This window comes from Paracoccus sigandri (genome assembly GCF_003709565.1).
Lineage (GTDB): Bacteria > Pseudomonadota > Alphaproteobacteria > Rhodobacterales > Rhodobacteraceae > Paracoccus > Paracoccus siganidrum.
Map to the genome: position 1 here is coordinate 20,387 of NZ_QNRC01000023.1, position 23,308 is coordinate 43,694.

The following is a 23,308-nucleotide window of genomic DNA, read 5'->3' on the forward strand; positions in this document are numbered from 1 at the left end:
CCTGCATCCATGGCAAGGATGAGCCTCCAGGACAAGCTCGCGATCCTCTCGGATGCGGCGAAATACGATGCGTCCTGCGCCTCGAGCGGGGGCGAGAGGCGCGATTCCCGCAAGGGCGGCCTCGGCTCCTCGGGCGGCAGCGGCATCTGCCATGCCTATACGCCCGACGGGCGCTGCATCAGCCTGCTGAAGATCCTGATGACCAATTTCTGCATCTTCGACTGCGCCTATTGCATCAACCGGGTCAGCTCGAATGTCGAACGCGCGCGGTTTTCCGTCGAGGAGGTCGTGACGCTGGTGCTGGAATTCTACCGGCGCAACTATATCGAGGGGCTGTTCCTGTCCTCCGGCATCATCCGCTCGCCGGACCAGACCATGGGCGACATGGTCCGCATCGCCCGCTGCCTGCGCGAGGAACACGGGTTCAAGGGCTATATCCATCTCAAGACCATCCCCGATGCCAGTCCTGACCTGATCCGTGCGGCCGGGCGCCATGCCGACCGGCTGTCGATCAATGTCGAGCTGCCGCGGGATGCGAGCGTGCGGAAGCTTGCCCCCGAGAAGCGCCCGGAAACCATCCGCTCGGCCATGGCCCAGGTGCGGCTGGAGGGCGAGGCCGCGCGGGACCGGACCCATACCGGCCGCCCTGCCCCGGCTTTCGCGCCGGCGGGGCAAAGCACGCAGATGATCATCGGCGCGGATGGCGCCGACGACGTGACGATCCTGCAAAGCGCGACCCGGCTCTACAGCGGCTACAAGCTGCGCCGGGTCTATTACTCGGCCTTCTCGCCCATTCCCGATGCCTCCTCGGTGCTGCCGCTGATCCAGCCGCCCCTGCTGCGCGAACACCGGCTCTACCAGGCGGACTGGCTGCTGCGTTTCTACGGCTTCAGCGCCGACGAGATCGCGGCCGGCGCGACGGCGGGGCATCTCGACCTGGAGATCGACCCGAAGCTGGCCTGGGCCCTGCGGCATCGCGGGCTGTTCCCGCTGGACGTCAACCGCGCCCCGCGCGAGATGCTGCTGCGGGTGCCCGGCTTCGGCACCCGGACCGTGGACCGGATCATCGCGGCCCGGCGCCTCCGCAGCCTGCGCTATGACGACTTGGCACGGACGGGCGCGATGATGAAGAAGGCGCGGCCCTTCATCAGCCTGCCCGGCTGGTCGCCCGGCGGGCTGACCGACAGCGCCGGTCTGCGCGCCCGCTTCGCCGCGCCGCCCGAACAGCTGCGGCTGCTGTGAGCTTTGCCGTCGCCCTGCCCCGGCGCGGCATCTTCGATGCCTGGCGCGCGGCGGCGCGGGTCGCGATCAGCCATCGCATTCCGCCCGAGAAGATCGACTGGACCGGCGCCGGGGGGCTTTTCGAAGCCAGCCCCCTGCCCCAGGCGCCCGGTCCGCACCAGGCTCGCGTGCCCCAGGGCTTCGTCGGGCTGGCCGGGTCGGTGATCTGGCATTCCGCGCCGGAACGGCTGGCGCTGCTCTATCAGGCGCTGTGGCGGATCGACCGGGACGAGGGCGACCCGCTCTCGCATCTCGACCCGCTGGGGCGCAGGCTGAACCTGATGGCGAAGGCGGTCGGGCGCGACATCCACAAGATGCACGCCTTCCTGCGCTTTCGCGAGCTGCCCTCGGAGGGCCGCCGCCGCTTCGCGGCCTGGTTCGAGCCGGAACACGACACGCTGGAACCCGGCAGCCGCTTCTTTGCCAGACGCTTTGCGGACATGGACTGGCTGATCGCGACGCCGCGGCTGACGGCGCGGTTCGAAAACGGCAGGCTGACATTCCATCCCGGCGGCACGCGGCCCGACCTGCCCGAGGACGCCTCCGAGGCGCTCTGGGCGACCTATTTCGCCAATATCTTCAACCCCGCGCGGATCAAGCTGGACGCGATGCGCTCGGAAATGCCCAGGAAATACTGGAAGAACCTGCCCGAGACCCGGCTGATCCCCGAGATGCTGAAAGACGCCGAATCCCGCGTCGAACGGATGCGGCAGGCGGGCGCCAGCGCGCCGCGGCCGGGCGCGGCGGCGATCTCGACCCGCTACCGTGCGGCCATGCCGCAGGCCGAGGCCCTGCCCGCGACCCTGGACGAGGCGCGGGCGGCGGCGCTGCAATGCCGCCGCTGCCGGTTGTGCGAGACGGCGACGCAGACCGTCTGGGGCGAGGGCTTATCCGGCGCCGCGCTGATGATCGTGGGCGAGCAGCCGGGCGACCGCGAGGACCTGGAGGGCCGCCCCTTCGTCGGCCCCGCCGGCCGGCTTCTGCGGCAGGCCATGGCCGCGGCCGGCATCGACCCGGCGCAGGTCTGGCTGACCAATGCCGTCAAGCATTTCAAGTTCGCCCCGCGCGGCAAGCGGCGCCTGCACCAGAACCCGCACAGGCAGGAAATCCTGCATTGCCGCTGGTGGCTGGGGCTGGAGCTTGCCTTCATCCGCCCGCGCGTGGTTCTGGCGCTGGGGGCCTCGGCGGCCTTTGCGCTGACCGGCGACGACGCGCCCCTCGGGCCCCGGCGCGGCCGGCTGGAAACCGGGCTTCATGGCGGGCCGGTGCTGATCTCGTGGCATCCCTCGCATATCCTGCGCCTGCGCGAGAATGCGGCGCAAGCCAGGGCGCGGGAGGAGATGGCCGGCGACATTGCCGCGGCCTGGCGGAAGGCGGGATGAACGGCCGCTGCCGCATCGGGTGGAACCGCTTCGACGCTGGTTCGTTTCCGATCCCGAAAGGCCAGGGATCGCGCCATGACCTTTCGGAGCCGCGATCCGCATGAGGGAGAAAGCCATGGCCGATCACGATGCCGACACCCGCAAGGACGACCTGCGCACCGGCACCCCGTTCTGGGTGAAGACGCCGCATTCCACCGTGAAGGCCGCGCGCCGGATGAGTCGCGACCGTTTCGACGCGATCGTCGTCGGCGCGGGAATTTCCGGCGCGCTGGTGGCCGAGGCGCTGACGCGGGCGGGAAAATCGGTGCTGATCCTCGACCGCCGCCCGCCGGTGCGCGGCTCCACCCCCGCCTCGACCGCGATGATCCAGCATGAGATCGACGTGCCGCTGAGCCGGCTGCGCAGGAAGATCGGACCGGATCATGCCGACCGCGCCTGGCTGCGCTCGGCCCGCGCGGTCGGGGATCTGGTGGCGCTGTCGAAGAAGCTGGGGCTGGACTGCCACATGCGCCCCAAGCCCGCGCTCTACCTGGCCGGAAACCAGATGGGCGCGCGGGCATTGGCAAGCGAAGCCCGGATGCGCGCAAAGATCGGCATCGAGGCCGAATATCTGAAGCGCCCCGAACTGCTGGACCGTTTCGGCATGGACCGCCCGGCCGCGATCCTGTCGCAGGCCTCGGCCTCGGCCAATCCCGCGCAGCTGACGGCGGGGCTTCTGCGGGCGGCACTGGCGCGCAAGGCGCGGATCGTCTCGCCCGTCGAGATCACCGACATGGCCGAGCTGCCCGGCGGTGTCGCGCTGGCGACGCTGAGGGGCGAGGTGCTGGTCGCGGACCATGCGGTCTTTTGCACGGGCTATGAATACCTGCCGCAGATGAAGACGAAATCGCATCATGTCACCTCGACCTGGGCGCTGGCCTCGCGGCCGCTGACCGGCCTGCCGGGGTGGATGCGGGACAGCATCGTCTGGGAGGCGGCCGATCCCTATCTCTATTTCCGCACCGACGAAACCGGCCGGATCATCGCGGGCGGCGAGGACGAGGAAGCTTCCGAGACCAATGCCGATCCCGCGAAGCTGGCGGCCAAGGCGAAGGTGATCGCCCGGAAGCTGCGCGACCTGACCGGCCTGTCGATCGGCCGGCCCGCCTATGCCTGGTCGGCGCCCTTCAGCGTGACCGATGACGGCCTGCCGATCATCGACCGCGTGCCGGGATACGAGCGCTGCTTCGCGGTCATGGGCTTCGGCGGCAACGGCATCACCTTCTCGATGATCGCGGCGCAGATCGTGGCGGCGGAGATTGCCGGCAAGTCCGACCCGGATGCCGACATCTTCCGCTATCGCTGACCGCGAAAGCCTGCCGTCAGCCGCGCCCAGGCCCCGACCACGCCGCGTCTTGCCGCAGCTTCACGATCTCATCCCACCCCCGAAACGGATGCCGAGGGGGGGAAGATAATCCTTCGCGAATGGCGACCAGCGCCCTGGCAGGTCGTCGCCCTCGGGGGTGAGCGTCTCCAGGACGCCCAGCAGCTGCACCAGGGTCGCCCGGATGATCGCATGGCCCAGGCAGGCGTGCTGGCCCATGCCGAACATCAGCGGGCGGGCACCCTGGCGGTCGGGATCGAACCTTTCGGGCGCAGGGAAGGTCCGCGGGTCGTGATTGCCCGCCGCCCAGACCATCGACAGGACGGTCCCGGCCTCCATCACCAGGTCGCCCAGGGCGATCCTGCCCGTCGCCAGCCGCATGGTCATCGGGGTGGAACTGGCCAGGCGCAGGCATTCATTGGCGCATTGCGCCGTCGGCGTCACCTGGCCCCGATGCGCGAAGGCGACCCTCAGCGCCGCGTCCAGGCCCAGGGCGGCCGACTCGATCGCGTCGAAGGCCATGCCCGCGATCAGGTCGGCGGCCAGCCCGTCGCCCAGCCGGTCCCGCAGGTTCTGCGAGAAGGGCGTCCCGCCCTGCAGCGCCGCCAGCGACAGGTCCCGCACCCTGCCGGCCGCCGCTTCGGCCAGATGGGCCTTTGCCGGATCGGGCGAGAGCGACAGGACATGGGCCAGGTCGCGCACCGCATCCTCCATTTGCAGGGCGGCGGTCGGGTCGAGCCCGATGATCTCGCCCCAGACCCGGCGAACGACCGGCGCGACCAGGCCCGCCCTCAGCTCGATCCTGGCCGGGCCGGGCGGCAGCGCCTGCCGCACCGCCTCGCGGGTGATCCCGGCCAGCGGCACGGTGTTGAAGGCGGCGATCAGTGCTGCCCGCTCGGTCCGGTGGACATCGCCGGATTTGGTGAAGATCGCCCGGTTCAGCAGCGACAGCAGCGTGGGCGTATCCGCCATCGTGGCGGGATCGGGCGCCATGCCGTCGGCCAGCGGATTGCGGGCGAGGCTGACCAGTTCGGGGTGGCCCAGGATGGCATAGCCGCCCCAGGGGGCGATCTGGACAGGCTCGCCGGCGGCGAAATCGTCGCGGAAGGCCTCGGCGGCAGAGGCCCAGCCATCGGGGCGGTCGAAAGTCTGGAAGGTTTTCATGATGTCAGTCCAGCAAGTGCAAGAGGACACCCCGCCGGCAGGCAGGGTGGTGAAACCGAAGAACCGGGTCCTTAGCGCTTGCGGATCGACTGATGCATGAATTCGTCCTTTCGCCCCGCAAAATAGGACGCGGGCCCCGCGCGGACAAGAGGCAAGGCGTGCTGCCCGCCGGCTAGTCCTTGCGCAGCGAGGCGACCAGGTCGTGGAAGCGGTCGCCCTGCACGATGACATGTTCGCGCAGGGTGGTGGCGGCGCCTTCGGCATCGCCGGCGCGGATCGCCGCAACCACCGCATCATGTTCGGAGAACGACCGCGCCATGCGGTTTCGGACCTGCAATTGCATCCGGCGATAGGGCTGCAGCATCGCGTGCAGCCGCGACGCCTCCTTTTCGAGAAAGGCGTTGTGGGTCGCGCGATAGATGCAGTGGTGGAAGTCCGAGTTGCAGGTATAGTAGCCCTCGACATCGCCCGCCTCGGCGTGCCGGCGGCAGGCGTCATGCGCTTCCTCCAGCGCCAGCAGCTCGGATTCCAGGATGCGCCGCGCCGCCAGCCTGCCGCAGGTCGCCTCGATCTCGGCCATGACCTCGAAACGCTCGGCCAGTTCCTCGGCGCTCCATTCCGTGACGAAGGTGCCGCGCTTGGGGAAGACCCGGACGAGGCCCGAGGCCTCCAGCTGGTGCAGCGCCTCGCGGATCGGGGTGCGCGAGCAGTCGAATTCCCGCTCCAGCGCCTCGGGGTCAAGGCGGGCGCCGGGGGCATAGACCCCCCGCACGATGGCGTTTTCCAGCGCGTTGCGGATACGCAGCGTGTTCGGAATGCGCGCCATCTGTCCCCTCTCCGGCCTTGCCGCCCCAATATAGCCAGCGCGGCGCATTTCATCCATCGCTGTTTATGTTATATACATCATGATCAACAAAACGTATAACAAGCGCGGGAAGGGATTCGCGCCCGACGTGGATCCAAGGAGATTGCAAGGAGGGAGGAGCCGCGCATGACCCCGCATTTTCTATCGATCTACGCTCTGGCCGCGATGTTCGTCATCGCCACGATCTGGCCGATCAACATGGGCGTGCTGGCATTCGTCGGTGCGTTCCTGGTCGGCACGCTGCTGGCCGGGCAAAGCGCGAACGAGATCATCGGCGGCTTTCCGGGCGGCCTGTTCCTGACGCTGGTCGGCATCACCTGGCTGTTCGCGCTTGCGCAGAACAACGGCACCATCGACTGGCTGGTGCGCATGGCCGTCCGCGCGGTCAAGGGGCGGATCGCGGCGATCCCCTGGATCATGTTCGGCATCTCGGCCCTGCTGACCGCGGTCGGGGCGGTCAGCCCCGGCGCGGTCGCCATCGTCGCGCCCATCGCGCTGGGTTTCGCCTTCCGGTATCACATCTCGCCCCTGCTGATGGGCCTGATGGTGGTGCATGGCGCGCAGGCCGGGGGCTTCTCGCCGATCAGCATCTATGGCGGCATCACCAATGGCGTGGTCGAGAAGGCCGGGTTGCCGCTGAGCCCGATGACCACCTTCGCGGCCAGTTTCTTCGTCAACGCGGCGGTGGCGGCGATCCTGTTCATGGTCCTGGGCGGCCGCGCGCTGATGCGCCTTCGGCAAGAGATCGAGCCGGTCAGCGTCCCGCATGTGCTGATCGCCAAGCCAGCGACCGGCCCGCAGATCTTCGGCGACAGCGAGGCGCAGGCCCTGTCGCGGCGCATCGGCGAAGAAGGCGGCGGCGAATCGAACAGGCTGGTCGCCGAGGTCGAGGAGGGCAACCACCCCGACGGCAACCTGTATCAGATCGTGACGCTGGCGGGCCTTGCGACCCTGGCCGTGCTGGTCCTGGCCTTCAAGCTGGATATCGGCTTCGTCGCGCTGACCATCGGCCTGGCGCTGGCGCTGTGGGCGCCGACCATGCAGAAACGCGCCATGGCGCAGGTCGCCTGGCCCGAGATCATGCTGATCACCGGCGTCTCGACCTATGTCGCGGTGATGGAGACCATGGGCACCATCGATTTCGTGGGCGACAGCGTGGCGGGCATGGCCTCGCCCCTGCTGGCGGCGCTGATGCTGTTCTTCATCGGCGCGGTGGTGTCGGCCTTCGCCTCGTCCACCGCGGTGCTGGGCTCGCTGATCCCGCTGGCCGTGCCGTTCCTGCAGGGCGATACCGGCGTCGGCGCGATCGGCTTCATCGCCGGGATGGCGGTCGCCTCGACCATCGTCGACGTCAGCCCGTTTTCCACCAATGGCGCGCTGGTGCTGGCCAACGCCCAGGGCGTGGACAAGCAGGTCTTCTTCCGCCGGCTGCTGAACTATGGTGCGCTGGTCACGTTGATCGCGCCGGTCGTCCTTTGGCTGATCTTCGTCGTGGTGCCGGGATGATCCCCGCAGCCGCCCCCTGAACCCAAGGAGATTGCGATGAAACCCGCAGCGCCGCGTCAGAACCGCCCCGCCTTCCTGGGCGAGCTGTTCGAGACCCTGACCGAACGCGGGCGCCGCCTGTTGTGGCGCCGCGACACCGCCGAGCCCCCGCAGCCGCCCGAGCTTTCCGAACTGGCCGAGGCGCTGCTGTCGCGCCGGGGCGAGGCCTCGGGGGTGGCCCTGGCGCGCGGGCTGCTGTCGGCCTTCGACCATGCGGGGCGCGATGCGCGGCTGGGCTTTCTGCGGGTGCTGGCCGAACGCTTCGGCCCCGACCCCGAGGCGGTCAAGGCGGCGCTGGCCGCGCTTAAGCGCGACCCCGAGGCGCTGGAGGATCTGCACGCCGCGGCCGAACCGCGCCGCCAGGAATTGCTGCGCCGCCTGAACCTTGCCCCCGGCGGCACGGCGGCGCTGGTCGGGATGCGGGAAGAGCTGCTGACCCATCTGCGCGGCAATCCCGACCTGAAGCGCGTGGACAACGATTTCGCGCATCTGTTCGGATCCTGGTTCAACAGGGGATTTCTCGTGCTGCGTCACATCGACTGGAACACCCCGGCGGCGATCCTCGAAAAGATCATCCGTTACGAGGCCGTCCATGCCATCCGGAACTGGGACGACCTGCGCAATCGCCTGCAGCCGACCGACCGGCGCTGCTACGGGTTTTTTCACCCGCAGATGGTCGACGAGCCGCTGATCTTCGTCGAAGTCGCGCTGACCACCTCGATCCCCGACAATGTCGGCGGCCTGCTGGACCTGGAGCGCCAGCCGATCGAGGCCGAGGAGGCGACCACCGCCGTCTTCTATTCGATCTCGAACACCCAGCGCGGCCTGGCGGGCGTGTCCTTCGGCAATTTCCTCATCAAGCAGGTGGTCGAGGAACTGAAGGCCGAGCTGCCGGAGATCCACACCTTCGTCACGCTGTCCCCGGTGCCCGGCTTTGCCGCCTGGCTGTCGGCGCAGCGCCGGGACGAGGGATCGGACCTGGACGCGGAGCAGCGCGCGGCCTTCGCCGTGCTGGACGAACCCGGCTGGCACATGGATGCCGACAGGGCCGAGGCGCTGCGCGCGCCGCTCATGGCCGCCGCCGCCACCTATTTCCTGCGCGCCCGCGACGGCAAGGGCCGCGTGCCCGATCCGGTGGCGCGCTTCCATCTGGGCAATGGCGCACAGCTCGACCGGCTGAACCATCTGGGCGATGTTTCGGCGAACGGGCTGAAGCAGTCGCACGGGCTGATGGTCAACTACCTCTACGACCTGAACCGGATCGAGGCGAACCACGAAGCCTTTGCCGAACGGGGCACGGTCGCGGCGGCGCCGGCCGTATCCCGCGCCCTGCCGAATGCCAGCTGAAAGGAACCCCATGAGCGACAATCTTTTCGACATCCTCGCGCGCGGCATCTTCGACCCGAAGGCCACCGCCATCGAGACGGTCGCGGGCCGGCGGATCAGCTATGCGGAACTGGTCGCGCGCACGGGCCGGATGGCGAATGCGCTGGTGGCGCTGGGAGTGACGCCCGGCGACCGGGTGGCCGCGCAGGTCGAGAAATCGGTCGAGGCGATCATCCTCTATCTTGCCACCGTCCGGGCGGGCGCGGTCTTTCTGCCGCTGAACACCGGCTATACCCCGGCCGAGATCGAGTATTTCGCCGGCGACGCCGCCCCGGCGATCTTCGTCTGCGACCCGGCCAGGGCCGATCGGCTTGCGCCGGTCACGCAGGGCGCGCGGCTGGTGACGCTGGCGGCGGACGGGCAAGGCAGCCTGGCCGACGCGGCCAGGGACGCGGCGCCGGATTTCGCGACGGTGCCGCGCAACCCGGACGATCTGGCGGCGCTGCTTTACACCTCGGGGACCACGGGGCGGTCCAAGGGCGCGATGCTGACGCATGGCAACCTGGTCTCGAACGCGATGGCGCTGCGCGCGGCCTGGAAATACGGGCCCGACGACGTGCTGATCCATGCGCTGCCGATCTTCCACACACATGGGCTGTTCGTCGCCACCAATGTCACGCTGTTCTCGGGCGCCTCGATGATCTTCCTGCCGAAATTCGACGTGGACCGCATCTTCGAGGCGATGGCCCGCGCGACGGTGCTGATGGGGGTGCCGACCTTCTACACGCGGCTGCTGCAGGACGACATGCTGAACGCCGAGACCACCTCGCGGATGCGGCTGTTCATCTCGGGCTCGGCGCCGCTGCTGGCGGATACGCATCGCGAATGGCGGGCGCGGACGGGCCACGCGATCTTGGAACGCTATGGCATGACGGAAACGAACATGAACGCCTCGAACCCCCATGACGGGGACCGGGTGGCGGGGACGGTCGGAATGCCCCTGCCCGGCGTCGAGATCATCGTGACCGACCCCGAGACCGGCGCGGAACTGCCGCGGGGCGAGATCGGCATGATCGAGGTGCGCGGCCCGAACGTCTTCAAGGGCTATTGGCGGATGCCGGACAAGACCGCCGCCGAGCTGCGCGCGAACGGCTTCTTCATCACCGGCGATCTGGGGCGGTTCGACGAACGCGGCTATCTGCACATCGTCGGGCGCGGCAAGGACCTGATCATCACCGGCGGCTACAACGTCTATCCCAAGGAAATCGAGACCGAGATCGACGCCCTGCCCGGCGTCACCGAATCCGCCGTGATCGGCCTGCCGCATCGCGATTTCGGCGAGGGCGTGACGGCGGTGATCGTGGGGCCCGCCGCGCCCCCGGAAGCCGAGGTCCTGGCGATGCTGGAAAGGCGGCTGGCCAGGTTCAAGCTGCCCAAGCGCGTGCTGTTCGTCGACGAGCTGCCGCGCAATACCATGGGCAAGGTGCAAAAGAACCTGCTGCGCGACCGGTTCGCCGGGCTTTACCACTGACGGGGCCTCGGTCGCCGACCCGCTGCCCTTTCCTGGCGCCCCCCAAAAAAGGCGCGCCACTCCGTTTCGGGAGGGCGCGCCATGCGCGGAGGCGGGGTCCTCGACCGCCTCCGCACCCGCAAGGGAGGCTGCGGGCAATCCCTAGAGCAGGCCGGCGCCGCGGGCCCATTTGTACTTGGCCCCCAGCACCGCCACCGGGATCTCGGTGGAATAGGCATAGGCCGGCACGCCATGTGCGTAGAGATGTTCGGCGGCGGCCTCCACCTCGACATCGCCTGCCAGCGAGGCGACGATCGGCTTGTGGATGCCCTTCTTCTTCATCTCCTCGACCACGTCGATCACCAGTTCGGCGAAGACCATCGGCGGCGTGATGATCGTGTGCCAGTAGCCCAGGATGATCGAGTGGATCCGCGGATCCTCGAGGCCCAGCTTGATGGTGTTGCGATAGGTGCTGGGCGGCTCGCCGCCGGTGATGTCGACCGGGTTGCCGGCCGCGCCGAAGGGCGGGATGAACTTGCGGAAGGCCGCGTCAAGGTCGTCCGGCATCGACATGAGGTTGAGCCCGTTGTCGACGCAGGCGTCCGACAGCAGCACGCCCGACCCGCCGGCGCCGGTGATGATGACCACGTTCTCGCCCTGCGGCGTCGGCAGGACCGGCACGCCCCGCGCATATTCCAGCAGGTCGCGCAGCGACCGGGCCCGGATGACGCCCGATTGCGCGAAGACGTCCTCGTAGATCTTGTCGTTGCCGGCAAGCGCGCCGGTATGCGAACTGGCCGCCGCGGCGCCCGCCGAGGTGCGCCCGGCCTTCAGCACGACGACGGGCTTCTTCTTCGACACCCGCTTCGCCACTTCCGCGAAGGAACGGCCGTCCTTCAGATCCTCCAGATGCTGGGCGATGATCTTGGTATTGTCGTCCTGCTCGAAGAAGGTCAGCAGGTCGTCCTCGTCGATATCCGACTTGTTGCCCAGGCCGACGATGGCCGAGACGCCCATCTTGGCCGACCGGCTGAAGCCGATGATCGCCATGCCGATGCCCCCCGACTGCGAGGACAGCGCCGCCGTTCCCTGCACGTCGTAGGCCGTGCAGAAGGTCGCGCAGAGGTTCTGCGGCGTGTAGTAGAAGCCGTAGATGTTCGGACCCATCAGGCGAATGTTGTATTTCCGGCCGATCTCCTGGATTTCCTCCTGGCCCTCGACATTGCCGGTTTCGGCAAAGCCCGAGGGGATCAGCACGGCACCGGGGATCTCTTTCTCGCCGCATTCGATCAGCGCGCCGGCGACGAATTTGGCGGGGATGGCGAAGACGGCGACGTCGATGGTGCCGGGAACGTCCTTGACCGACTTGTAGGCCTTGAGCCCCATGATCTCGTCGGCCTTGGGATGGATCGGATAGATCGTCCCCTTGTAGCCGCCGTTGATGAGGTTCTTCATCACCGAGTTGCCGATCTTGCCGTCCTCGGCCGAGGCGCCGATCACCGCGACCGCATCGGGCTTCATGATGCGGTTCATCTGGCGGACGATGTCCTCCTGGCTGGGACGATGCCGCGCCGGCTGGGGCGAGAAATCGACCACCACGCGCACATCGGCGGCGATGGCACCCGAGGCGGTGGCGAAGACCGGGTTCAGGTCAAGCTCCGAGATCTCGGGGAAGTCGCTGACCAGCTGGCTGACCTTGACGATCATCTCGGCCAGCGCCTCGCGGTCGACGGCATCGCCGCCGCGCACACCCCTGAGGATCTCGGCCGCCTGGATGCCGTCCAGCATCGACAGGGCATCCTCGCGCGTCGCCGGGGCAAGCCGGAAGGTGATGTCCTTCAGCACCTCGACCAGAACGCCGCCAAGACCGAAGGCGACGAGCTTGCCGAAGCTGGCGTCGGTCACCGCACCGATGATGACCTCCTGGCCGCCGGTCAGCATCTGCTGGATCTGCACCCCTTCGATCCGGGCGTCGGCCTTGTAGTTGCGGGCATTGGCGAGAATCCGGTCATAGCCCGTCTCGACCTCTTCCCTGCTGCGCAGCCCGACCAGCACGCCGCCGGCCTCGGTCTTGTGGAGGATGTCGGGCGAGACGATCTTCAGCACCACCGGATAGCCCATGCCCTCGGCAAGGCTGACCGCCTCGGCGGCCGATTTCGCCACGCCTTCCTGCGGCACCGCGATGCCGTAGGCGTCGCAGACGATCTTGCCCTCGGGCGCGGTCAGGCTGTCGCGGCCCTCGGCCTTGACCTTGTCGAGGATGGCGCGCACCGCATCCTGGGGCTGTCCGGCCTCTGGGCTGACACTTAGCGGGCGCAGTTTCAGAGCTTGTTCTGCCATCGTTTCCTCCTGGCTTCGTTCCTGTTTGGTCCGGTGGGTACGGGGCCGGCCTGTGCTGGCGACCGCTGGGGGCAAGAGCAGGTCTCGCCCAGATCTCTGCCTGCATCGACATTCTGCGGGGCGACGGCCCCCCGGACACAGGTCACGCTTTCCGAAAGCGGGCGCCCTCATGGAGCGGCGTAAATGCCCGCACATCACCTCCCGTCGCAATCATCGTGGCATATGGCATGCCAAACTGTCAAGCAGGAGTTCGGCGGCGCGGCGGGGATTTGTTCGGGGGCCTCGGGGACGGCGTGCGCCAAGCCGTTCCGGTCGCCGATCGGCAGCGGCAAATCTCAACGCTTCCTGGGGCAAGAGCGCCGGGCCGCAGTCATGCGCCAGATGCAATGCCGCGATGCAGAATCGGTCCTACCGAAGCCATTCTGGCATGTTATATATCACGCAACCAAGCATCCCGGCCAGGGACGCCAGGTTTGACATCAAGGAGACAGAACCAATGCCGACCACCACTCTGCTGCACCGCCCGACGGGCCCCCGCACCATCCTGGATCGCGTCCTGCGCGTCCTGGGCGAGATCTACGACCGCAAGGAATCGATCGAGCCCAAGAACGAATCCTGGCGCTATTTCTCGGCCTGACGACTCTGCCCTGCCCAACGTGCCGCTTTTCGCGAAAAAGCGGCCGCAGGGCGGCGCCAGGAATGCTTCGCTGATGCGCTGATTTACGCCGAATCCCCCCTCCGAAGCCTCCCAAGCACCGTTCCCAAGCAGTCGCGACCAATTTTTTTCACGCGCCTTCAGGCCGGCGCGCCTGCGACAATTTGTCCTTTCATTTGAGCGCTCTGAGATCCCTCGCGGGTCTCGGAGCGAAGCCCGTTTCCTGCACTGATCGGTACCGATACGCGGCGCGACGGCCGAATTCCGTCTTGCCATGTGGCATCCATTATACCAAGATGCCGGCGTACATCTTCGTGAACGGTCAAGCGCCGAGGGCCTGGTTGCCGCTCGGAAACAGTCGCTCTAGCGAAGGTGGAACGGTCAATGTCCGCTCGAATGGAGGAGGGACGGTCAATGTCTGACACAACGGATACATCTGTAGGGGGACAGGGGAATCCCCCGGCAACTCGCTGGCTTCAGCTCATCGTAGGCGTCGGCTGTATGGTTGCCGCCTCGAATATCCAGTACTCATGGACGCTTTTCGTCCCTGAAATTCAACAGGCCCACGGTTGGACGCGGGCCGCGATCCAGACCGCATTCACGATCTTCGTCGTCGTCCAGACTTGGGGCACGCCCGTCGTCGGACATTTCGTCGATCGCCACGGCCCGCGGGTGGTCGTCCTGGTCGGCGGCTTCTTCGTCGGCCTGGCCTGGCTGGTCAATTCCTATGCCACGTCGCTCAGCGGCTTCTATCTCGGCTCGATTCTGGGGGGGATCGGCGTCGGGGCCGTCTATGCGACCTGCATCAACAATGCCCTGAAGTGGTTCCCGGACCGCCGCGGGCTGGCGGCCGGCCTGACTGCCGCAGGATACGGTTCGGGCACGATCATCACGATCATGCCGATTGCGAACATGATCCAGAACAGCGGCTATCAGCAGGCCTTCTTCACCTTCGGCCTGATCCAGGGCGCCGCCATCCTGCTGATCGCGGGCTTTCTCAGGGCGCCGAAGGCGGGCGAGACCGTGTTTTCGAACCAGGTCGCGCAGTCGCGCCGCGACTATACCCTGGGCGAGGCGCTGCGCACCCCGGTCTTCTGGGTCATGCTGGCGATGTTCACCGGCACGGTCACCGGCGGCCTGATGGCGGTCGCGCAGCTTGGCGTCATCGCCGAGGACCTGGGTGTCCGCGAAATGCCGGTCAACGTGTATTTCTTCACCATGGCCGCGCTGCCGCTGGCGCTGATGATGGACAGGGTGATGAACGGCATCTCGCGTCCGCTGTTCGGCTGGATCTCGGACCATATCGGCCGCGAGAAGACGATGTTCATCGCCTTCACGATCGAGGGGCTGGGCATCCTTGCGCTCGGCACCTTCGGGCATAACCCATGGGCCTTCGTGATCCTCTCGGGCATCGTGTTCCTGGCCTGGGGCGAGGTCTACAGCCTCTTCAGCGCGACGGCGGGCGACGCCTTCGGCACCAAGCATATCGGCAAGATCTATGGCGTGCTGTATTGCGCGAAGGGGATGGCGGCCCTGCTGGTTCCGATCGGCAACCTGATCATGGAGGCGACGGGAACCTGGGCGACCGTGCTCTACATGATGGCTGCGATGGATCTCTGCGCTGCATTCGCCGCCATATTCATCCTCCGACCACTATTGAGAAAGCACCATGCCGAGAACGGCGTGATACTGGACGACCGAGGAAAGATCGTCGTCGGAGACCAGCTGGCACCCGCACCACGATAGCGGCGCTGTCCAGAAAGCTGATCCGGGGTGGCCCACCAGGCCGCCCCGGATTTCCATTGGCGCAAGGCTTTGGCGGGGGTGCGGAACGGCATCCCCGCGCCAGCATCGGGACGCGGCCGTGCCGAATGCCGCGGGGGGAGATATGCGAGCTGCGAAAGGAAGATCGCCCGATCAGCGGCCTGCGGATCTTGGCAAGATGCGGCGCGGGCGACACCGCTGCGGGGCGGCCCTTCTGCCCGGCGGTCGGTGTGTGGCATGCCGCTGCCACCGGGGATCCGCGTCGGAGAGTTCCGGGGCAGCGCCGGCGTCGCGCCCGTCCGCCAGAAACGCGGCCAATGGCGAAGCTGCGGGCATGTGGGGTGGCGATCGTCGCGATGGGATCAAGGTCGCGCCTGCGCATCAGCGAGATCGGTGGCCGCAGCGCCGCCCCATCCGCGAGAGGGGACTGGCTCCAGGTTCACGCAAGCACCGTCGTTGCGAAGAAGGATGGTGCGCCCATGAAGAATGGCCCACGAACCTAGGGTTCGTGGGCCATTTCCTGGTGAATATCCGGTTCGTTCCCGGCGACATCCCGCGGCGCAAGCGGTGCGCCGCCGGCAGGCGGCGATGTCAGCCCGAGGCCTTCCGGGCCGCAGGAACGCCGCTGTTCTCGGCAAGGCTCGCGTCGATCACCGCCACCGTCTGATCGATCTCGGGGCTCGAGATCCCCAGGTCGCGGCCGATCAGCTGGACCAGCTTGTCGACGCGCTCGATCTCGGTCGCGCCGCCGGCGACGGCGCGGGCGACCGACGAGGGGTTCAGAAGCTGCTCGGCCGCGCTGGCATATTTTTCGAACGGCACCTGGTCCTCGGGCGCCGCGCCAAGCCTGCGGGCGATGTCGTCGACCAGGTCATAGACCTTGCGCGACGTCGCCAGGTTCTCGTGGACCGCCTCGCGGATCGGCCGCACGCCATTGCCGGTGACGCAGCGGTAATTGCCGGCCAGCAACATGCTCCACTTGGCCAGCGGCACGAAGAGCGAGTCGAAGACGCGGATCTTCACCGGCACGTCCTTGCCGTCCAGGCGCACGGCGTCGATATCCGCCTCCAGGTCCGAGAGGATGGCATTGGCGCCCGCGTCGCCGAATTTCGCGGCCCGGAAATTGGTCGGCAACCCGACATGCAGCACGTTCGGCGCCTCCTCGGGCGGCCGATAGGCCTGCGGGTCGGGGCTGCAGAGCGTCACCAGGTCGGGATCGAACTCGTCCCATATCCCCGGATTCGAGAAGCTTGCCGCCAGCTTGTCGACCTGCAGGCCGGGCAGCCGCCGCAGATAGGCCAGCGGCGGCATGTTCATGATCGACAGGCACGGCTTTCTGGCGGCGGCGATGCGGCCGACAAGCTCGCGGATGCTCTGCACGCCGTATTGCGGTTCCTGCATCGCCAGGCCGACCATGTCGAAGGCGTCGGGATCGACCTCGTCGGGCACCAGCGCGGCAAGCCGGCCGGGCAGCTCCGAGGAACGGATCCGGCGGTGTTCGTCTTCGCCCCGCAGGCGGATCCGCACCTCGGTGCCTTCGTCGTTGATCAGCGCGGCGGTCGAGGCCCGGCAGACCAGCGACACGTCATGTCCGGCCATCAGCAGCTTGGTCCCGAGCAGCGACCCGTAGGAGGCCCCGAGAATCAGGATTCGATAGGTCATATGCGTTCACCTGAGCGAATGAGAGGAGCGGAACGCCCCGAGGCGTTCCGAAAGAAGGCGCCGGGGCACCCTGCCCTACTCTGCCGCGACGGCGCCGACCTTGCCGACCGCGCCCGAGCCGATGATCCGGTCCAGTTCGCCGCCGCTATAGCCAAGCACCCCCTCGAGGATCTCGACCGTATGTTCCCCCAGCAGCGGCGAGCGCAGGACCTCGACCGGGCTGTCGGACAGTTTGACGGGACAGCCGACGGTCAGGTATTTGCCGCGCTTCGGGTGGTCGACCTCGACGATCGTGCCGGTCTTGCGCAGGTCCGGGTCCTCGGCGATCTCCTTCATGCTGAGGATCGGGCCGACCGGGATGTCCAGCGGGTTGCAGATGTCCATGACCTCGAACTTGGTCTTGGTCATCGTCCAGGCCTCGATCGCGTCGAAGATCTCGTTCAGCCGCGGCAGCCGCGCCTTCGGCGTGGCATAGTCGGGATCGGTCTTCCATTCGGGCTTGCCGATCACGTCGCAGACCCGTTCCCAGACGGCGGCCTGGGTGATGAAATAGGTATAGGCGTTGGGATCGGTCTCCCAGCCCTTGCATTTCAGGATCCGGCCCGGCTGGCCGCCGCCCGAGTCATTGCCCGCGCGCGGCACGGCTTCGCCGAACTCGATCCCCTCGCCGAATTGCGAATATTCGGTCAGCGGGCCGGCGGCGAGGCGCTGCTGGTCGCGCAGCTTGACCCGGCAGAGATTGAGGACGCCGTCCTGCATCGCCGCCAGGACGCGCTGGCCGCGACCCGATGTCTCGCGCTGGAACAGCGCGGCGAGGATGCCGAAGGCCAGGTGCAGGCCGGTGCCGGAATCGCCGATCTGCGCGCCCGTGACCATCGGCCGGTCGTCGCGCCAGCCGGTGGTCGAGGCCGATCCGCCGGCGCATTGCGCGACGTTCTCGTAGACCTTGCATTCCTCGTAGCGCCCCGGACCGAAGCCCTTGACCGAGGCCATGATCATGCGCGGGTTGATCTGCTGGATCTTCTCCCAGCCGAAGCCCATCCGGTCCAGCGCGCCCGGCGCGAAGTTCTCGACCAGGATGTCGCAGGTCTCGATCAGCCGGGTCAGCACCTCCTTGCCCTCGGCGCTCTTGGTGTCCAGCTCCAGCGAGCGCTTGTTGTGGTTCAGCATCGTGAAATAGAGGCTGTCCGCGCCCGGCTTGTCGACCAGCTGCTGGCGCGTCGCGTCGCCGACGCCGGCGCGTTCGACCTTGATGACGTCGGCGCCCAGCCAGGCCAGAAGTTGCGTGCAGGTTGGGCCGGACTGAACATGGGTGAAGTCCAGGACCTTGATACCGTCGAGAGCTTTCATGGCATATTCCTTTATGTGTTCCGCGTTTTCCGGCCCTGGGGGCCTCAGACCTTCTTGGTCAGCGCGCTTTGCGGGTTGAGGCTGCCGATATTGCCGCTTTCAGTGCCTGCGGCCGGGTCGATCACCGCGTTGACCAGGGTCGGCTTGCCGGAATCGAGGGCCTGGCGCACCGCCCGGTCCAGCTCGTCCGGGGTGGTGACATAGGCGCCGGTGCCGCCGAAGGCCTCCATCATCATCTCGTAGCGCGAGTCGGGGACGAAGACCGTGGTGGCGACGTCCGATCCGCCGCTGGGATTGACGTCGGTGCCGCGATAGATGCCGTTGTTGTTGAAGATCACCACGCAGACCGGCAGCTTGTAGCGGCAGATCGTCTCGATCTCCATGCCGCAGAAACCGAAGGCGCTGTCGCCCTCGATCGCCAGGACCGGCTGGCCGGTCTCGACCGCGGCGGCGATGGCCGAGCCCATGCCGACGCCCATCACCCCCCAGGTGCCGACGTCCAGCCGGTGGCGCGGCCTGTACATGTCGATGACGCCGCGGGCCAGGTCCAGCGTGTTGGCGCCCTCGTTGACCAGGATGACGTCCGGCCGGTCCTTGATGATCTGGCGCAGCGGCGCCAGCGCGGTGTGGAAATCCATCGGCGCCGAGTTCTTCTTCAGCTTGGACGCCATCTTGGCGATGTTGGCCTCCTTGCGCTCGGCCAGCCTGCCGGTCCAGTCGGCGGGCGGGGCCTGCCAGCTGCCGTCCATGCGGGCAAGCAGCGCCTCGAGGCAGGAGCCCACATCGCCGACCAGCGGCGCGTCGATCGGCACGTTGCTGTCCATCTCGCGCGGCTCGATGTCGATATGGACGAATTTCTTGCTGCCCGGCTGGCCCCAGCTCTTGCCCTTGCCATGCGACAGCAACCAGTTGAGCCGCGCGCCGATCAGCACGACCGTGTCGGCCTCTTTCAGCGCCAGCGAGCGGGCGGCCCCCGCCGATTGCGGATGGTCGTCCGGCAGCAGGCCCTTGGCCATGCTCATCGGCAGGTAGGGAATGCCCGAGGTCTCGACGAAGGCGCGGACCGCCGCGTCGGCCTGGGCATAGGCGGCGCCCTTGCCGAGGATGATCAGCGGGCGCTTGGCGCCCTGCAGCACCTCGATGGCGCGGTCCACCGCGTCGGGCGCCGGGATCTGCCGGGGCGCGGCATCGACGACCTTGACCAGCGACCGGCGGCCCTCCTCGGCATCCATGGTCTGGGCCAGCAGCTTGGCCGGCAGGTCCAGGTAGACGCCGCCGGGCCGGCCCGAGACCGCGGCGCGGATGGCGCGGGCGATGCCGATGCCGATGTCCTCGGCGTGCAGCACGCGATAGGCGGCCTTGCAATGCGGGCGGGCGATGGCCAGCTGGTCCATCTCCTCGTAATCGCCCTGCTGCAGGTCCACGATCTCGCGCTCGGACGAGCCGCTGATGAGGATCATCGGGAAGCAGTTGGTCGTCGCGTTCGCCAGCGCGGTGAGGCCGTTCAGGAAGCCCGGCGCCGACACGGTCAGGCAGATGCCCGGCTTCTGGGTCAGATAGCCGGCGATCGAGGCGGCATAGCCGGCGTGCTGTTCGTGGCGGAACGAGATGACGCGCATCCCCTCGGCCTGGGCAAGCCGCCCCAGATCGGTGATCGGGATGCCCGGCACGTTGTAGATATTGGTGATGCCGTTCAGCTTGAGGGCGTCGACGATCAGGTGGAAGCCGTCGGTCAGTGCCTGCGGCGCATCCTGGCCTTCGATCTCATCGGCGGGCCGCGCTTGGATTGTCAGATTCATGCTACCTCTCCTCTCGCATCCTAAATGTCCGGGGCCTCGTGCCGCGGCTTGCCGGCGTCACGCCGACATGCCGCGCGCCCTCGATTGGGTTTCCAGTCTCGTCCAGGTGCGCCGGACGTGGTCGTGCAGCCGCATCGTGTGCTCGCGCACCAGTTGCGAGGCGAGATCGGCATCCCGGCGTTCCAGCGATTCGATGATCGCCATGTGATCGACCACCGAGCGTCCCGCGCGGTCGCTTTCCCCCATCGCCCGCTGCCGGACGGCGCGCATGTGCAGCAGCATCCCCTGGGCGATGGTCGACAGCATGGCGCAGCCCGACAGATCCAGGATCCGCTGGTGGAAGCGGATGTTGTGTTCGGTATATTCGCCGATATCGGCGCGTGCCGCGTCGCCGCCGAAGGCCGTGCCGAACTCGCGCAGCGCCCGCAATTGGGCATCGTCGGCGACCTCGACCACCAGCCGGGCCGCCATGCTTTCCAGCGCGGCCCAGACCACGATCACCTCCAGCACCTCTTCCAGCGACTTGCGCCTGACATAGACGCCCTTGCGCGGCCGGATCTCGACATAGCCGTCCTGTTCCAGCCGGGCCACCGCCTCGCGCAGCGGCGTGCGCGAGATGCCCAGTTCCGCGGCCATCCTGCGCTCGTCCAGCCGCAGGTCGGTGCCCTCGCCATAGATGTTCATCTTCAGGATGGCGTCGCGCAGCGCGTCATAGATGCGGTCCTTCAGCGTGGAACTGACCGCCAGCGGCTTCAGCCGAATGCTTTTGGCCATGTGACGCCCCTCACGCACGAGCCGACCTTCCCTTTTCGGCAATGGGCCTGTCCCATTGCTTCTGCCATCTGGCATACCATAGACCAGACAAATTTGGCTTGCAACATCTTTTCGAGGATGGCCGGAGCGCCCCGAGATTGGCAATGAGTGCCACTAGTCAATATATTGATATATAACATAATTCATATGGACTTTATGACGCGATGCCATGGCGCTTGATCGAGAGCTTACCATGTGGTATCTGGAATACCAACAATGCAAATCAGGGCGAAAGCGGCGCCATTCCGCGAAGCCAAGCCCGCCCTCGCCCGCCCCGCCGCGGGCTGAATCACCGCTGGTGCCGCGATGACGCAATCCGTCAGGTGACGGGCTGCGGCGGTGCCGAACATCAGGGAGGAAAGCCTTGAACATTCACGAATATCAGGCCAAGCAGCTGCTCCGCGAATATGGCGCGCCGGTCTCGGACGGGCGCGTCGTGCTGAAGGCGGACGAGGCGAAGACGGCGGCCAGCGAACTCGACGGGCCGGTCTGGGTCGTCAAGGCGCAGATCCATGCCGGCGGACGCGGCAAGGGGCGGTTCAAGGAAGCCTCGGCGGGCGAGAAGGGCGGCGTGCGGCTGACCCGATCGGTCGAGGAGGCCGCCAACGAGGTGCAGCGGATGCTGGGCCGCACCCTCATCACCCATCAGAGCGGGCCGGCGGGACGCACCGTCAACCGCATCTATATCGAGGAAGGCGCCGGCATCGCGCGCGAACTCTACCTGGCGATGCTGATCGACCGGAAGACCAGCCGCATCGCCTTCGTCTGCTCGACCGAGGGCGGCATGGACATCGAGGAGGTCGCCGCCGAAACCCCGGAACGGATCGTCACCTTCACCGTCGATCCGGCAAGCGGCATCTCGGGCTTCCACGGCCGGCGCGTCGCCTTCGCGCTGGGTCTGGAAGGGCGGCAGGTGCGCCAATGCGTGGATCTCGTCGGCCGGCTCTACCGGCTCTTTGTCGAGAAGGACGCCGAGATGCTGGAGATCAACCCGCTGATCGTCACCGACAAGGGCGAGCTTCGCTGCCTGGATGCGAAGATGGGCTTCGATTCGAACGCGCTCTATCGCCAGCCCGAGATCCTTGCCCTACGCGACGAGACCGAGGAGGACCCGAAGGAGCTGGCCGCCTCGAAATTCGACCTGAACTATATCGCGCTGGACGGCGAGATCGGCTGCATGGTCAACGGCGCGGGCCTTGCCATGGCGACGATGGATATCATCAAGCTCTACGGCGCCGAGCCGGCGAACTTCCTGGATGTCGGCGGCGGCGCGACCACCGAGAAAGTGACGGAAGCCTTCAAGATCATCACCTCGGACCCGCAGGTCAGGGGCATCCTCATCAACATCTTCGGCGGCATCATGCGCTGCGACGTCATCGCCGAGGGGGTGATCGCCGCCGTGAAGGAGGTGGGGTTGAAGGTCCCGCTGGTGGTGCGGCTGGAGGGCACCAACGTGGAGCTGGGCAAGAAGATCCTCAACGAATCCGGCCTCGACGTCATCGCGGCCGACGATCTGGCGGATGCGGCGAAAAAGGTCGTCGCGGCAGTGAAGGAGTATGCATGATGGCCATTCTCGTCGATGAGAACACCCGCGTGATCTGCCAGGGCCTGACCGGCTCTCAGGGCACCTTCCATTCCGAGCAGGCGCTTGCCTACGGCACCATGATGGTCGGCGGCGTCACGCCGGGCAAGGGCGGTGACACGCATATCGGCCTGCCGGTCTTCGACACGGTGGCCGAGGCGCGGGCGCGGACCGGCGCCAATGCCAGCGCGATCTATGTCCCGCCGCCCTTTGCTGCCGACGCGATCCTGGAAGCGATCGATGCCGGGATCGAGCTGATCGTCGCGATCACCGAAGGCGTGCCGGTCCTGGACATGATGAAGGTCAAGCGGGCGTTGCAGGGATCCGGCGCGGTGCTGATCGGGCCGAACTGCCCCGGCATCATCACCCCCGACGCCTGCAAGATCGGCATCATGCCCGGCCATATCCACAGGCGCGGCGCGGTCGGCGTCGTCTCGCGCTCGGGCACGCTGACCTACGAGGCGGTCAAGCAGACCTCGGATGTCGGGCTGGGGCAAAGCACATGCGTCGGCATCGGCGGCGACCCGATCAAGGGCACCGAGCATATCGACGTGCTGGAACGGTTCCTCGCCGATCCCGAGACCGAGGCGATCATCATGATCGGCGAGATCGGCGGCTCGGCCGAGGAGGAGGCGGCGCAGTTCCTGCAGGACGAGGCGAAGCGCGGGCGCTCGAAGCCCACCGCCGGCTTCATCGCCGGGCGCACCGCGCCGCCGGGGCGCCGCATGGGCCATGCCGGGGCCATCGTCTCGGGCGGTCAGGGCGGCGCCGAGGAGAAGATCGAGGCGATGCGGTCGGCGGGCATCACCGTCGCCGAAAGCCCCGCCGATCTGGGCCGCGCGGTGCTCAAGGCCATGGGGCGCGCCTGAAAACCGCTCCGCCCCGGCGGTTGCGCCGGGGCGGAACG

At 67.5% G+C, this 23,308-nt stretch carries 17 protein-coding genes; 10 read left to right on the forward strand and 7 right to left on the reverse strand.

All coding sequences use genetic code 11. The annotated features are described in order from the left end of the window. Positions 1-9 precede the first annotated feature (9 nt). The 3 genes from C9E82_RS17555 (at position 10) to C9E82_RS17565 (ending at position 4,008) form a co-directional block, all read left to right on the forward strand. Entirely contained in the window at positions 10-1,242 is a 1,233-nt protein-coding gene (locus tag C9E82_RS17555) for a putative DNA modification/repair radical SAM protein (protein ID WP_119897300.1), read from the forward strand. Then, positions 1,239-2,663 carry a UdgX family uracil-DNA binding protein gene (locus C9E82_RS17560; protein ID WP_119897301.1) on the forward strand — a complete coding sequence of 475 codons (1,425 nt, stop codon included), beginning with the start codon at positions 1,239-1,241 and terminating at the stop codon, positions 2,661-2,663. The genes C9E82_RS17555 and C9E82_RS17560 overlap by 4 nt, the downstream gene beginning before the upstream one ends. 100 nt (positions 2,664-2,763) lie before the next feature. Continuing rightward, positions 2,764-4,008, forward strand: a complete 1,245-nt coding sequence (locus tag C9E82_RS17565) for an NAD(P)/FAD-dependent oxidoreductase (RefSeq protein WP_244936037.1) — start codon at positions 2,764-2,766, stop codon at positions 4,006-4,008. A gap of 60 nt (positions 4,009-4,068) precedes the next feature. On the opposite strand, the gene C9E82_RS17570 is transcribed toward C9E82_RS17565, so the two are convergent. Together C9E82_RS17570 and C9E82_RS17575 are read right to left on the reverse strand one after the other, a co-directional pair. Next, entirely contained in the window at positions 4,069-5,190 is a 1,122-nt protein-coding gene (locus C9E82_RS17570; RefSeq protein ID WP_170162023.1) for a cytochrome P450, read from the reverse strand. Between the two features lie 172 nt (positions 5,191-5,362). Continuing rightward, a complete protein-coding gene (locus C9E82_RS17575; protein ID WP_119897304.1) occupies positions 5,363-6,016 on the reverse strand; it encodes a GntR family transcriptional regulator in 654 nt (217 codons plus the stop codon). A 165-nt stretch (positions 6,017-6,181) separates the two neighbouring features. Here C9E82_RS17575 and C9E82_RS17580 point away from each other — a divergent pair, with 165 nt between their 5' ends. From C9E82_RS17580 to C9E82_RS17590, 3 genes are read left to right on the forward strand one after another with little or no spacing between them, the layout of a single operon-like run. Beyond that, complete coding sequence (locus C9E82_RS17580; RefSeq protein ID WP_119897305.1) at positions 6,182-7,561, forward strand: SLC13 family permease; 1,380 nt, start codon at positions 6,182-6,184, stop codon at positions 7,559-7,561. 36 nt (positions 7,562-7,597) lie between these two features. Further along, positions 7,598-8,947 (forward strand): malonyl-CoA decarboxylase, encoded by a 1,350-nt coding sequence (locus tag C9E82_RS17585; protein ID WP_119897306.1) that lies wholly within the window; start codon positions 7,598-7,600, stop codon positions 8,945-8,947. A gap of 10 nt (positions 8,948-8,957) precedes the next feature. After that, positions 8,958-10,457, forward strand: coding sequence for a malonate--CoA ligase (locus tag C9E82_RS17590; RefSeq protein WP_119897307.1), 1,500 nt, complete (start codon positions 8,958-8,960; stop codon positions 10,455-10,457). 141 nt (positions 10,458-10,598) lie between these two features. Here C9E82_RS17590 and C9E82_RS17595 read toward each other — a convergent pair whose 3' ends face one another. Continuing rightward, a complete protein-coding gene (locus tag C9E82_RS17595) occupies positions 10,599-12,776 on the reverse strand; it encodes an acetate--CoA ligase family protein (RefSeq protein ID WP_119897308.1) in 2,178 nt (725 codons plus the stop codon). Positions 12,777-13,272: 496 nt separating this feature from the next. On the opposite strand from C9E82_RS17595, the gene C9E82_RS24600 reads away from it, so the two are divergent. After that, positions 13,273-13,413: a hypothetical protein gene (locus C9E82_RS24600; protein ID WP_170162024.1), complete on the forward strand. Its 141-nt coding sequence runs from the start codon at positions 13,273-13,275 to the stop codon at positions 13,411-13,413. 432 nt (positions 13,414-13,845) lie between these two features. Further along, complete coding sequence (gene oxlT / locus C9E82_RS17600) at positions 13,846-15,177, forward strand: oxalate/formate MFS antiporter (protein ID WP_119897309.1); 1,332 nt, start codon at positions 13,846-13,848, stop codon at positions 15,175-15,177. A 609-nt stretch (positions 15,178-15,786) separates the two neighbouring features. Here the strand turns inward: oxlT and C9E82_RS17605 are convergent. From C9E82_RS17605 to C9E82_RS17620, 4 genes are all read right to left on the reverse strand, one after another. After that, positions 15,787-16,857: a ketopantoate reductase family protein gene (locus tag C9E82_RS17605; protein WP_119897310.1), complete on the reverse strand. Its 1,071-nt coding sequence runs from the start codon at positions 16,855-16,857 to the stop codon at positions 15,787-15,789. Positions 16,858-16,932: 75 nt separating this feature from the next. Beyond that, positions 16,933-18,207 carry a formyl-CoA transferase gene (gene frc / locus C9E82_RS17610; protein ID WP_119897311.1) on the reverse strand — a complete coding sequence of 425 codons (1,275 nt, stop codon included), beginning with the start codon at positions 18,205-18,207 and terminating at the stop codon, positions 16,933-16,935. Between the two features lie 44 nt (positions 18,208-18,251). Continuing rightward, positions 18,252-20,006 (reverse strand): oxalyl-CoA decarboxylase, encoded by a 1,755-nt coding sequence (oxc, locus tag C9E82_RS17615; RefSeq protein WP_119897312.1) that lies wholly within the window; start codon positions 20,004-20,006, stop codon positions 18,252-18,254. A 57-nt stretch (positions 20,007-20,063) separates the two neighbouring features. Further along, positions 20,064-20,780, reverse strand: a complete 717-nt coding sequence (locus C9E82_RS17620; protein WP_119897313.1) for a GntR family transcriptional regulator — start codon at positions 20,778-20,780, stop codon at positions 20,064-20,066. A 370-nt stretch (positions 20,781-21,150) separates the two neighbouring features. On the opposite strand from C9E82_RS17620, the gene sucC reads away from it, so the two are divergent. Both sucC and sucD read left to right on the forward strand, forming a co-directional pair. Then, positions 21,151-22,383 (forward strand): ADP-forming succinate--CoA ligase subunit beta, encoded by a 1,233-nt coding sequence (sucC, locus tag C9E82_RS17625; protein ID WP_276312082.1) that lies wholly within the window; start codon positions 21,151-21,153, stop codon positions 22,381-22,383. Next, entirely contained in the window at positions 22,383-23,270 is an 888-nt protein-coding gene (sucD, locus tag C9E82_RS17630) for a succinate--CoA ligase subunit alpha (protein WP_119897323.1), read from the forward strand. The genes sucC and sucD overlap by 1 nt, the downstream gene beginning before the upstream one ends. The last annotated feature ends 38 nt before the right edge of the window (positions 23,271-23,308 follow it).